Genomic DNA, 12,421 nt, shown 5'->3' on the forward strand with positions numbered 1-12,421 from the left:
ATCCATTTCGCATATGCAGACGGCATCCCTTCAACGGATGCCGTTTTCATTTGCCAAACGCCATTCGCACAATTCCCCGCAAGCAAGCCATGAGCGACACCATTGCCCAGCCAGGCCTCGACAGCCTGTCCAAATCGTTTGAACCCGCAGCCATCGAGGCCCAATGGGGCCCTGAATGGGAAAAGCGCGGCTACGGCGCAGCCGGCGTGCGCGGCACGGGCCAGGCAGATGCATCCCAGCCATCGTTCTCCGTCCAGCTGCCGCCGCCCAATGTGACGGGCACGCTGCACATGGGCCATGCGTTCAACCAGACCATCATGGACAGCCTCACGCGCTACCACCGCATGAAGGGCCACAACACGGTCTGGGTGCCCGGCACCGACCACGCGGGCATCGCCACCCAGATCGTGGTGGAGCGCCAACTGCAGGAGCAGGGCATCGCCAGCCGCCACGACATGGGCGCGACGCCTCCCGAGGCGCGCAAGAACTTCGTGAGCAAGGTCTGGGAGTGGAAGAACCAGAGCGGCAACACCATTACCGGCCAGATGCGCCGCATGGGCGACAGCGTGGACTGGAGCCGCGAGTACTTCACCATGGACGACAAGCTGTCGTCCATCGTCAACGAGACCTTCGTGCGCCTGTACCAGCAGGGCTTGATCTACCGTGGCAAGCGCCTGGTGAACTGGGACCCCAAGCTGATGTCCGCCGTCTCCGACCTCGAGGTCGAGAACGAGGAAAAGGACGGCTCGCTGTGGCACATCGCCTACCCGCTGGCCGACGGCTCGGGCCAGCTCGTGGTGGCCACCACGCGCCCGGAAACCATGCTGGGCGACGCAGCCCTGATGGTGCACCCCGAGGACGAGCGCTACCAGGCGCTGATCGGCAAGACCGTGATCCTGCCCCTGGTGGGCCGCGAGATCCCCATCATTGCCGACGACTACGTGGACCGCGAGTTCGGCACGGGCGTGGTCAAGGTCACGCCTGCGCATGACAACAACGACTACGCCGTGGGCCAGCGCCACGGCCTGCCGATGATCTGCGTGCTGACGCTGACGGCCACCATCAACGACGAGGCGCCCGAGAAGTACCGCGGCATGGACCGCTTCGTGGCGCGCAAGGCCATCGTGGCCGACCTGGACGCGGCCGGCCTGCTGGTCGAGACCAAGAAGCACAAGCTCATGGTGCCCATCTGCACGCGCACGGGCCAGGTGATCGAGCCCATGCTGACCGACCAGTGGTTCGTGGCCATGAACAAGGTCGGCGAAGGCGATGCCACGGGCAAGTCCATCGCGCAGAAGGCCATCGATGCCGTCTCCAGCGGCCAGGTGCAGTTCGTGCCCGAGAACTGGGTCAACACCTACAACCAGTGGATGAACAACATCCAGGACTGGTGCATCTCGCGCCAGCTGTGGTGGGGCCACCAGATTCCCGCCTGGTACGACGAGGACGGCAAGGTCTACGTGGCCCGCACCGAGGAAGAAGCCCGCGCCCAGGCCCCCGGCAAGACGCTCACGCGCGACGAGGACGTGCTGGACACCTGGTACTCCTCGGCCCTGGTGCCGTTCTCCACCATGGGCTGGCCGAACCAGACCGAGGCGGCCGACGATGACTACAACCTCTACCTGCCCAGCTCGGTGCTGGTCACGGGCTACGACATCATCTTCTTCTGGGTCGCCCGGATGATCATGATGACCACGCACTTCACGGGCCGCGTGCCCTTCCGCCATGTCTACATGCATGGCCTGGTGCGTGACGCCCAGGGCAAGAAGATGAGCAAGTCCGAGGGCAACGTGCTCGACCCCGTGGACCTGATCGACGGCATCGACCTGGACACCCTGCTGGACAAGCGCACGCAGGGCCTGCGCCGCCCCGAGACCGCGCCCCAGGTGCGCAAGAACACGCAAAAGGAATTCCCCGAGGGCATTCCCGCCTACGGCGCCGACGCGCTGCGCTTCACCTTCGCGGCCCTGGCCTCGCTGGGCCGCTCCATCAACTTCGACAGCAAGCGCTGCGAGGGCTACCGCAACTTCTGCAACAAGCTGTGGAACGCCAGCCGCTTCGTGCTGATGAACTGCGAAGGCCATGACTGCGGCCTGCTGCCCCACACCAAGGAGCAATGCCAGGCCGGCGGCGAGTTCGCGGGCTACATGCAGTTCAGCCAGCCCGACCGCTGGATCGCCTCGCAGCTGCAGAAGGTCGAGGCCGAAGTGGCCAAGGGCTTTGCCGAATTCCGCCTGGACAACGTGGCCAACGCGCTGTACGACTTCGTCTGGAACGAGTTCTGCGACTGGTACCTGGAAATCGCCAAGGTGCAGATCCAGACCGGCAACGAGGCCCAGCAGCGCGCCACGCGCCGCACGCTGATCCGCACGCTGGAGGCCATCCTGCGCCTGGCCCACCCCATCATCCCGTTCGTGACCGAAGCCCTGTGGCAGAAGGTCGCCCCGGTCGCCGGCCTGCCCGGCGAGTCCGTGGCCGTGGCCCGCTACCCCGAGGCCCAGCCCGAGAAGATCGACGAGGCCGCCATCGCCTACGTGGGCCGCATCAAGCAGATGATCGACGCCTGCCGCACGCTGCGCGGCGAGATGGGCGTGTCGCCCGCACAGCGCCTGCCGCTGCTGGCCGTGGCCAGCTCGGCCGATGAGTCGCAGTTCCTGCGCACCAATGCTGCCGTGCTGCAAAACCTGGCCAAGCTCAGCGAGGTCAAGGTGTTCGACGACGAGGCCGCCTGGGCCGAGGCCGCCCAGGCCGCCCCGGTCTGCGTGGTGGGCGAGGCGCGCCTGGCGCTGTTCGTGGAGATCGACGTGGCCGCCGAAAAGGCCCGCCTGTCCAAGGAAGCCGCACGCCTGGAAGGCGAGATCACCAAGGCCAATGCCAAGCTGGGCAACGAGGCCTTCGTGGCCAAGGCGCCCCCGGCCGTCATCGACCAGGAAAAGAAGCGCGTGGCCGACTTCGGCGCAACGCTGATCCGCATCCAGGAACAACTCGCCCGCCTGGGTTGACATGGAATCTCCCCCTGAGCGGCTGTGCCGCTTCCCCCTCTCTCGCTTCGCGGGAGGAGGACGACACCCTCGGCGCGGGGCGGCCCTTCCTCGGTGTCCCTGATCTTGGGCTGCGCCAGTTTCATCGTCCGAGGGCATCAAGTCGCACAATGAAAGCTGAGACACTTAGCGAAGAAGACGCAAAGCCGCACGCTTTTTCCATCACCTGAATCCCAAGATTTTCATGAGTAATCAGACCCGTGTCCGCAAAGCCGTGTTTCCCGTTGCCGGGCTCGGCACGCGCTTTCTGCCCGCCACCAAGGCCTCTCCCAAGGAGATGCTGCCCGTGGTGGACAAGCCGCTGATCCAGTACGCCGTGGAAGAGGCCTACGAGGCCGGCATCCGCGACATGATCTTCGTCACCGGCCGCAGCAAGCGCGCCATCGAGGACCATTTCGACACCGCCTACGAGCTGGAAAACGAGCTGGAGAACGCCGGCAAGCAGGCCATGCTGGAGCTGGTGCGCAGCATCAGCCCGGCCGACATGAACTGCCTGTTCGTACGCCAGCCGCGCTCCCTGGGCCTGGGCCATGCCGTGCTGTGCGCCGAGCCACTGGTGGGCAACGAGCCCTTTGCCGTGCTGCTGGCCGACGACCTGATGGTGGGCGAGCCTGGCGGCCCCGGCGTGATGGCGCAGATGACATCGGCCTTCCACAAGCAGGGCCGCTCCCTGCTGGCCGTGCAGGAAGTGCCGCTGGAGCAGACCAAGCGCTATGGCATCGTGGCTGGCGAGCCGGCCGGCGGTTCGCTGATGCGCATCGAGAAAATCGTGGAAAAGCCCGCGCCCGAGAGGGCCCCCTCGCGCATGGGCGTGGCTGGCCGCTACGTGCTGACACCGGCCATCTTCGAGGAGATCCGCAACCAGCCCAAGGGCGTGGGCGGCGAGATCCAGCTGACCGACGCCATCGAACGCCTGATGGCCCATGAAGCCGTCTACGCCTTCCAGTACCAGGGCAAGCGCTACGACTGCGGCAGCAAGGAAGGCTTTCTGCAGGCCACGGTGGAACTGGCGCTGCAGCACGAGGATGTGGGCGCGAGCTTCCGCGAATACCTGCAGGGCCTGAGCATCTGAGGCCCGGCCTCAGAGCCGCCCCTGCCCCATGCAAAAGGCCTGCGAAAGCAGGCCTTTTTCTTTGGAGCGAACCGCGTGCAGCCGCTCAGCGCCGGCGCAGGATATGGATGAACTCCGCACCCACGGTCTGCTGCTCCACCAGTTCATTGCCGGTCTGCTTGGCAAAGGCCTGGAAGTCGCGCAGCGAGCCCGTGTCAGTGGCCACCACCTTGAGCAGCTGGCCGCTGTCCAGTTCGGCCAGCGCCTTCTTGGCCTTGAGAATGGGCAGCGGGCAGTTGAGCCCGCGCGTGTCGATTTCCTTGTGAATTTCCATCGGATGCACCTCTTGAGCCTGGGATTCTAGGCGGCATCGCGGCTGAGGCCGGCAGCAGTGTCTTGATCGGCGCGACTCGCTTCAGCCTCCTGGGCCTGCTCGGCACGCTTCCAGAAGTCACGGATCACAGGATCATGCCCCCGGCTGCGCAGCCACTTGGCCAGCGCCATGCCGGTGCCCGAAGGCCAGGCCTGCACCTTCTCAGGCTCCAGCAGGCGGTACTCGAGCAGCTCGGGCGACAGCCGCACCTGGCCGCTGGCGCGCACATGGAAGGCGATGATCACCTGGTTCATGCGCAGGAACTCATGCACGCTGATCAGCTCCAGCGACTCGGCCTGCAGGCCGGTTTCCTCCGCCACCTCGCGTGCCACGCCCTCCTCGGGCGACTCGCCAGCTTCCATGAAGCCCGTGATCAGGCCGAAGACCTTCTCGGGCCAGGCCGCATTGCGCGCCAGCAGCACCTTGCCGTCCAGCTCCACGATGGCGGCCAGCACCGGCGTGGGATTGTTCCAGTGCGTCCAGCCGCACTCGGGGCAGCGCAGGCGCGATACATCGCCGCCGTCCTCGGCCTGGATCACCCACTGCAGGGGCGTTGCGCAGTGCGTGCAATAGCGGGTTTCATAGTGCATGGGGCTGTTCCTGGTTTTTTGCTGTCCTGGCTCTATGCAAACAGGAAGGCCCGCCGGAAGGCGGGCCTGTCGCTGCGTCAGGCGGGAAAGACGCCCGTGGACAGATAGCGGTCGCCGCGGTCGCAGACCACGAAGACGATGGTGGCGTTGTTCTCGCGCTCGGCAATCTGCTGGGCCACCCAGCAGGCGCCCGCCGCCGAGATGCCGGCAAAGATACCTTCCTCGCGCGCCAGGCGGCGCGCCATGTCCTCGGCATCGTCCTGGCCCACGAGCACGGTCTCGTCGATCAGCGAGGCGTCGTAGATCTTGGGCATGTATTCCTCGGGCCACTTGCGGATGCCGGGGATGCGCGAGCCCTCGGCCGGCTGGGCGCCCACGATGCGGATGGCCGGGTTCTTTTCCTTGAGGAACTTCGCCACGCCGGTGATCGTGCCCGTGGTGCCCATGGCGCTCACGAAATGGGTGATCTCGCCGCCGGTCTGCTCCCACAGCTCGGGGCCGGTGGTCTCGTAGTGGATACGCGGGTTGTCGGGGTTGCCGAACTGGTCGAGCACCACGCCCTTGCCCTGGGCCACCATCTGGTCGGCCAGGTCGCGCGCATATTCCATGCCGCCGCTCTTGGGCGTGAGGATCAGCTCGGCGCCATAGGCCTTCATCGTCTGGGCACGCTCGATGGACAAATCCTCGGGCATGATCAGCACCATCCGGTAACCCTTGATCGTGGCGGCCATGGCCAGCGCAATGCCGGTATTGCCCGAGGTGGCCTCGATCAGCGTGTCGCCGGGCTTGATGTCGCCGCGCTCTTCGGCGCGGCGGATCATCGACAGGGCCGGCCTGTCCTTGACCGAACCGGCCGGGTTGTTGCCTTCCAGCTTGCCCAGCACCACGTTGCCACGTTCCTGGCGAGACTGCGCACCGATGCGCTGCAATGCCACCAGGGGCGTGCGGCCGATGGCGTCTTCGATGGTCGGATAAATTTTCATAGCCTCACACTGTGCCATAATTCGCCCCTGCGCTAAGTAGCCCGGGTGGTGAAATTGGTAGACGCAGGGGACTCAAAATCCCCCGCCGCAAGGCGTGCCGGTTCGATTCCGGCCCCGGGCACCAGAGATTACGTAGCCGAAAAAGCAGTCCCCTGCTTTTTCGGCTATTTCTTTTCCGGCCGCTGTCTTCACAGCGTCCGCACAAACCTCAAGCCCCTTTGCATCCAGCCGTGTTCAACGGCTGCACTGCATTTCAAGGCCTTCCAGCCTGCACCGATCCTGCGTCCTCATGCCTTGGGCGGGATGACGCCTGCGCGCTTTTCGCCGCACAGGGCCCAACCTGTGTACAACTTTGGCATCAACCGCCTCTCAAGGCCTGCCAGGCCTGGACCTTAGCCCATGCTGAAGCCTGCTTGAAGCAGCACCATCCCAGCCCGCAAGCAGGGCTGCAGCCCTGCGTCAAATTCAGCACTTTCCCTCTGAAAACCGCCACTTGCACCACCGTCATGCAGCCCTTGCCCAGCGCGGGCACCAGCCCGGTGCGCCCACGGTTCGGTCCTGTAAAAGCCCATGAAAAAAGCCACCCTGAGGTGGCTTTCTTTCTCCACAGATCCATTGAACAACCCTGTGGATAATCAGTGAACAGCAAGTGAACGAGGCGTCCAAGTGCTTGCATTCACTGGCCGCAGGCTAAGCTGCCTGCAAATCAGGCAACCTCCAGATCCAAGGGAAAACCCTCGATTCGGAAGGCGCCTGACACACCTCGCCTCAGGCATCCGTGCGGCGGATCTGCGCGCGCCCTGCCGCCGTGATGTGCCATTGATGGCTGCTGTCCACTTCGACCAGTCCACGCTCGCGCAGCCTCTTGGACAGATGCTCGCGCGCCGCGCTTTCCAGCGACACGGGCTCGCCCATCTCCAGCTTCTTGAGCACTTCGAGTTCATCCACCGTCGGCTCGTACACGGGTGCGTGATATGTGGTTTCGGCCATCGCTACTCCTTCGCTATTCAAAGTCTCATGCCCCAGGACTCTAGGGGGCACGGACCCAAACATAGCCTTGGCCCGGGAGCCGCGCAATCGGTGGCCGCACCTTTTTTCGAGTTGTGGGCGATGATTGCACGCTTTGCGGCGGCGTCCCACAGGCGCCAGGGCCAGGCCCCGGCCTGACAACGGGCGATCCACGCTCTTGCCGCACCCGCCCCATTGGCCGCTCCCTCACCATCTGACCCAGGAATTCAGGTTTTCATGCTGTACGCCATCACCGCCTTGTTCGCCTTCCAGTTGCTGGGGGAGGCCATCGTCCAGCTCACGGGGCTGCCGCTTCCGGGCGCGCTCGTGGGCACGCTGCTGCTGCTGGCGGCGCTGCTGCTGCACGGCCGCCTGCCCGAGTCGCTGGAGAAGGCCGCCGGCGTGCTGCTGCAGAACATGATGCTGCTGTTCATTCCCGTCATTGCAGGCGTGATGCTGGAGTTCGACCGGCTGTCGCGCGAATGGCAGCCCTTCGTGATCGCCTGCGTGGCCGGTGCGGCCATCACCTTCCTGGCCACGGCCTTCACCTTCCGCTGGTGCCTGGAGCGCCAGCGCGCCCGCGAAGCGGCTGCCAGCCAGGGAGACAAGGCATGAGCGCGCTCACCACCCACTGGCACAGCGCCTGGCAGTCGCTGTCCGGCAACGCCTCCACCGCCCATCTGCCCTGGCTGGTGCTGACCATGGCCGTCTACCTGGCGGCCATGGCGCTGTACCGCAGAAGCGGCAACCATCCGCTTCTGATTCCCGTGTTCACGGCCGTGGTCGTCATCGTGGGCGTGCTGCTGGCCACGGGTACCTCCTATGCCAGCTACCGCAGCGGCGTCTCGCTGCTGGGGCTGCTGGTCGGCCCGGCCACCGTCGCGCTGGCAATTCCGCTGTACGCCCAGCGCGAGCGCATCCGCGCGCTGTGGCTGCCCATCAGCGTGGCGCTGGCCGTGGGCTGCGTGGTGGCGTTGCTGTCGGCACTGCTGATCGGCTGGAGCCTGGGAGCGACGGTGCAGACACTGGTGGCGCTGGCGCCCAAGTCGGCCACCATTCCCATCGCCCTGCCCATGGCCGAGCGCTTTGGCGGGCCGGCCTCGCTGGCGGCCGTGGCCGTGGCCATCACCGGCATTGCGGGCACGATGATGGCGCCGCTGCTGATCCGCCTGGTGCGCAGCGATGACCCGGCCGTGCAGGGTTTTGCCCTGGGGCTTACGGCCCACGCCATCGGCACGGCACGCGCGCTGCAGGTGAATCCGACCATGGGCGCCTTCTCGGCCCTGGCCATGGGCCTGAACGGCGTGGCCACGGCCGTGGTCATGCCGCTGTGCCTGGCCGTGCTGCCCTGGTTTTGAGCGCGATTGCGGGTTTTCCCCAGAGACACCCCCACAAGCCTGTGGACAAGCGCCGCCAGCAGCAAGGATAAGTCAGTTAAGTGACTGTCATCGTTGAACAATCCAAAGCCTGCTTAATTTTCAGGCAGGCCGGTGCTCCCTGGCGCGCTGCTGCAGCCATGAAGAGAACACGCGCAGGGCGGGCGCGGGCTGCGCATCGGGCGCCAGGGCCGGCGTGACCAGGTAGTAGGCACGGTTGCCGCGCAGTGGCTGGGGGCAGGCAATGATGAGGTCGCCGCGGGCCAGTTCCTGCTCGATCAGCATGGGTGGCATCAGCGCCACGCCCAGGCCCTGGCTGGCGGCCACAGCCAGCATGGAGAACAGCTCCAGCCGCATGCCATCCAGCGCGCGCGGCGCGACCACGCCCATGGCATCGAACCACTGCTGCCAGCCGTAGGGCCGCGTGCTTTGCTGCAGCAGCGGCATCCGGGCCACGATATCTGCCCCCACGGGCAGCCAGGCGCGGCCCGGCTCGCGCGCCTGCGCCGTGGCCAGCAGTTGCGGGCTGCACACGGGCACCACCTCTTCATCCATCAGCCATTGCGCCTGCACGCCGGGCCAGCGCGCCACCTGCTCGGGCGTGCCTGCATAGAGCGCGGCGTCGAACACGGTATCGGCGAAAAGGAAGGGCCGCGTCTGCACGTCGATGTGCACCGTGACCTCGGGATGCTCGCGCGCCAGCTGGGGCAGGCGCGGCAGCAGCCAGCGCGTGGCGAAGGTGGGCACGGCAGCCAGGTTGAGCGGGCCGCCTTCGCCCTGGTGGGCCATGATGTCCAGCGTGTCGCGCTCCAGGCCGTGCAGCCAGCGCGAGACCTGCTGGGCGTACTGCGTGCCCGCCTCCGTCAGCAGCACGCCGTGGCGCGTGCGCCGGAACAGCTGCACCCCCAGGAACTCCTCCAGCGCAATGATCTGGCGCGATACCGCGCTTTGCGTGAGCGACAGTTCCTGCGCCGCACGCGTGTAGCTGATGTGCCGGGCGGCCGACTCGAAGCAGGCAAGGGCTTGGGTGGATGGCAGGGCTCTACGCATATCTCATGAATTCAACGCACTCCAATGGCACACATCATAGGGAATAACCCGCAACATGGGATCCATACATGCGCTTTACGCATTCATGGATGAACAAACATCGTTTGCGCAACGCGCAGGCCCGCTTCTAAGATGCGTCGCAACAACGCCCCATGGCCACAGCCTGCCCGGCTTTGGCATATGGCAGCGACCCGCCCTTGACCTCTTTGTTTTTTGGAGAAACCACGCCATGGCCCGCAACAGCTTCCAATGGGATGACCCCTTCCAGCTCGACCAGCAACTGAGCGAAGACGAGCGCATGATCCGCGACGCGGCCCATGCCTACTGCCAGGAGAAGCTGGCCCCCCGCGTGCTGGAAATGTTCCGCCACGAAAAGTCCGACGTGAGCATCTTCCGCGAGATGGGCGAGCTGGGCCTGCTGGGCCCCACCATCCCCACGCAGTACGGCGGCGCGGGCCTGAACTACGTCAGCTACGGCCTGGTGGCGCGCGAGATCGAGCGCGTGGACTCGGGCTACCGCTCCATGGCCAGCGTGCAAAGCTCGCTGGTGATGGTGCCCATCAATGAATTCGGTACCGAAGACCAGAAGAACAGGTACCTGCCCAAGCTGGCCAGCGGCGAGTTCATCGGCTGCTTCGGCCTGACCGAACCCGACCACGGCTCCGACCCCGGCAGCATGTCCAGCCGGGCCTACAAGGTGGACGGCGGCTACCGTCTCAAGGGCAACAAGATGTGGATCACCAACAGCCCCGTGGCCGACGTGTTCGTGGTCTGGGCCAAGGAAGTGACCGAGGACGGCCATGTGGGCGAGATCCGCGGCTTCATCCTGGACAAGGGCATGAAGGGCCTGTCGGCCCCGGCCATCCACGGCAAGGTGGGCCTGCGCGCCTCCATCACGGGCGAGATCGTGATGGACGACGTCTTCGTTCCCGAGGAAAACGCCTTCCCCGAGGTGCGCGGCCTCAAGGGCCCCTTCACCTGCCTGAACAGCGCACGCTTCGGCATCGCCTGGGGCGCCCTGGGCGCAGCCGAGTTCTGCTGGCACACGGCGCGCCAGTACACGCTGGACCGCAAGCAGTTCGGCCGCCCCCTGGCTGCCAACCAGCTGATCCAGAAGAAGCTGGCCGACATGCAGACCGAGATCACCCTGGGCCTGCAGGCTGCGCTGCGCGTGGGCCGCATGAAGGACGAGCACCAGAACGTGATCGAGATCACCTCGCTGATCAAGCGCAACAACTGCGGCAAGTCGCTGGACATTGCCCGCATGGCGCGCGACATGATGGGTGGCAACGGCATCAGCGACGAGTTCGGCGTGGCCCGCCACCTGGTCAACCTGGAAGTGGTCAACACCTACGAAGGCACGCACGATGTGCATGCGCTGATCCTGGGCCGCGCCCAGACCGGCATCGCAGCGTTTTCGAACTGAAGCTCCCCCTGAGCCGCTGCGCGGCTTCCCCCTCTCTACTTGCTCCGCAAGGGAGGGGGACGACGCCCTCGCCGCGAGGCGGCTCTTGCTCGGCGTCCCTGGCCTGTTCCACGCCCGTGTCACACGCTATGGGTGATGGAAGCTCAAGCCCTGAGCTGAACTACCAGCGGCATCGGGCGCGCTCATATTTCTTCCCTCTCATGTCCTCCACATCCCCCGCGCCGGCCGCATTGGCCGGCATCAAGGTGCTTGATCTTTCCCGCGTGCTGGCCGGGCCCTGGTGCACGCAGACACTGGCCGACCTGGGTGCCGATGTGATCAAGGTCGAGCGGCCCGTGGCCGGCGATGACACGCGCCACTGGGGGCCTCCGTTCCTGCCGCGCGACGATGGGCAGGCCACGCAGGAGGCCAGTTATTTCACGGCCTGCAACCGCAACAAGCGCTCGGTCACCATCGACATGTCCACCCCTGATGGGCAGCAGCTGATTCGCCAGATGGCGGCCGGGGCCGATGTGCTGGTGGAGAACTTCAAGGTCGGTGGCCTGGCGCAGTACGGGCTGGACTACGAAAGCCTCAAGGCGCTCAACCCGCGCCTGATCTATTGCTCGGTCACGGGTTTCGGCCAGACCGGCCCGTATGCCGAGCGCGCGGGCTACGACCTCATGGTGCAGGCCATGTGCGGGCTGATGAGCATCACCGGCCATGCCGACGAGGCGCCCGGAGGCGGCCCTCTCAAGGTGGGCGTGGCCGTGATCGACGTCTTCACGGGCCTGTATGCCAGCAATGCCATCCTGGCCGCGCTGCATGCGCGCCAGGCCTCGGGCCGGGGCCAGCACATCGACATGGCCCTGCTCGACGTGGGCATGGCCGTGCTGGCCAACCAGGCCGCCGGCTTTCTGGCCACGGGCGAATCGCCGGGCCGCGCCGGCAACATCCACCCCAGCCTGGCGCCCTACCAGGACTTCGCCACGGCCAACGGCAACGTGCTGCTGGCCATTGGCAATGACGGGCAGTTCGCGCGCTTTTGCGCCGCCGTCGGCGAAGCCGGCTGGGCGCAGGACGAGCGCTTTGCCACCAACACCGCGCGCGTGCGCAATCGCCAGGCGCTGCTGGAGCGGATGGTGCCCCTCATGAAGACACGCGGCACGGCCGAATGGATTGCGCTGCTGGAAGACAAGGCCGTGCCCTGCGGCCCCATCAACACCATCGCCCAGGCATTCGACGACCCGCAGGTGCGCGCACGCGGCATACGCGTCGAGCTGCCGCGCGAGGCCGGCGACGGCATCTCGCGCATCGCCGGCGTGGCCAGCCCCATGCGGCTGAGCGATACCCCGCCCGTGCTGCGCAGCGCACCGCCCTCCCTGGGCCAGCACACCGATGAAGTGCTGGGCGAGCTGGGCATTGCGCCCATGGCCATCCAGGCGCTGCGCTCGCGCGGCGTGGTCTGATCGCCAGCGCCGCGCAACACCGCCTCCACATTTCTCAGCCCAAGCACCGCCATACGAATGTCCTAAAGAATCACG

At 66.1% G+C, this 12,421-nt stretch carries 11 protein-coding genes and 1 tRNA gene; 7 read left to right on the forward strand and 5 right to left on the reverse strand.

What is annotated here, in order from left to right; translation table 11 throughout:
* The first annotated feature begins 89 nt into the window (after positions 1-89).
* Both AC57B5_RS11720 and galU read left to right on the forward strand, forming a co-directional pair.
* Positions 90-3,002 (forward strand): valine--tRNA ligase, encoded by a 2,913-nt coding sequence (locus tag AC57B5_RS11720; RefSeq protein ID WP_063326887.1) that lies wholly within the window; start codon positions 90-92, stop codon positions 3,000-3,002.
* Between the two features lie 223 nt (positions 3,003-3,225).
* Complete coding sequence (gene galU, locus AC57B5_RS11725) at positions 3,226-4,113, forward strand: UTP--glucose-1-phosphate uridylyltransferase GalU (RefSeq protein ID WP_496399588.1); 888 nt, start codon at positions 3,226-3,228, stop codon at positions 4,111-4,113.
* Between the two features lie 85 nt (positions 4,114-4,198).
* Here galU and AC57B5_RS11730 read toward each other — a convergent pair whose 3' ends face one another.
* The 3 genes from AC57B5_RS11730 to cysM all read right to left on the reverse strand — a co-directional run bounded on the left by AC57B5_RS11730 (position 4,199) and on the right by cysM (position 6,038).
* Complete coding sequence (locus tag AC57B5_RS11730; RefSeq protein WP_012204137.1) at positions 4,199-4,426, reverse strand: sulfurtransferase TusA family protein; 228 nt, start codon at positions 4,424-4,426, stop codon at positions 4,199-4,201.
* Positions 4,427-4,452: 26 nt separating this feature from the next.
* Entirely contained in the window at positions 4,453-5,055 is a 603-nt protein-coding gene (locus AC57B5_RS11735) for an NUDIX hydrolase (RefSeq protein ID WP_013803642.1), read from the reverse strand.
* Between the two features lie 77 nt (positions 5,056-5,132).
* Positions 5,133-6,038, reverse strand: coding sequence for a cysteine synthase CysM (gene cysM / locus AC57B5_RS11740; RefSeq protein WP_017407070.1), 906 nt, complete (start codon positions 6,036-6,038; stop codon positions 5,133-5,135).
* A gap of 39 nt (positions 6,039-6,077) precedes the next feature.
* Between cysM and AC57B5_RS11745 the strand changes: the two genes are divergently transcribed.
* Positions 6,078-6,162: transfer RNA gene (locus AC57B5_RS11745), tRNA-Leu, on the forward strand.
* 644 nt (positions 6,163-6,806) lie between these two features.
* Here AC57B5_RS11745 and AC57B5_RS11750 read toward each other — a convergent pair.
* Positions 6,807-7,028: a hypothetical protein gene (locus AC57B5_RS11750; RefSeq protein WP_012204134.1), complete on the reverse strand. Its 222-nt coding sequence runs from the start codon at positions 7,026-7,028 to the stop codon at positions 6,807-6,809.
* Between the two features lie 255 nt (positions 7,029-7,283).
* Between AC57B5_RS11750 and AC57B5_RS11755 the strand changes: the two genes are divergently transcribed.
* Positions 7,284-7,661, forward strand: a complete 378-nt coding sequence (locus AC57B5_RS11755) for a CidA/LrgA family protein (protein WP_016448957.1) — start codon at positions 7,284-7,286, stop codon at positions 7,659-7,661.
* Positions 7,658-8,404: an LrgB family protein gene (locus AC57B5_RS11760; protein WP_492804671.1), complete on the forward strand. Its 747-nt coding sequence runs from the start codon at positions 7,658-7,660 to the stop codon at positions 8,402-8,404. Before AC57B5_RS11755 ends, AC57B5_RS11760 begins: the two co-directional genes overlap by 4 nt.
* 120 nt (positions 8,405-8,524) lie before the next feature.
* Here AC57B5_RS11760 and AC57B5_RS11765 read toward each other — a convergent pair whose 3' ends face one another.
* Entirely contained in the window at positions 8,525-9,472 is a 948-nt protein-coding gene (locus tag AC57B5_RS11765; RefSeq protein ID WP_496399589.1) for a LysR substrate-binding domain-containing protein, read from the reverse strand.
* Positions 9,473-9,701: 229 nt separating this feature from the next.
* Between AC57B5_RS11765 and AC57B5_RS11770 the strand changes: the two genes are divergently transcribed.
* Both AC57B5_RS11770 and AC57B5_RS11775 read left to right on the forward strand, forming a co-directional pair.
* Positions 9,702-10,898, forward strand: coding sequence for an acyl-CoA dehydrogenase (locus AC57B5_RS11770; protein WP_013803645.1), 1,197 nt, complete (start codon positions 9,702-9,704; stop codon positions 10,896-10,898).
* 200 nt (positions 10,899-11,098) lie between these two features.
* Entirely contained in the window at positions 11,099-12,346 is a 1,248-nt protein-coding gene (locus tag AC57B5_RS11775; RefSeq protein ID WP_198818593.1) for a CaiB/BaiF CoA transferase family protein, read from the forward strand.
* The last annotated feature ends 75 nt before the right edge of the window (positions 12,347-12,421 follow it).

It is taken from the genome of Delftia sp. BGA-UO-ETr-SB1 (genome assembly GCF_059567865.1).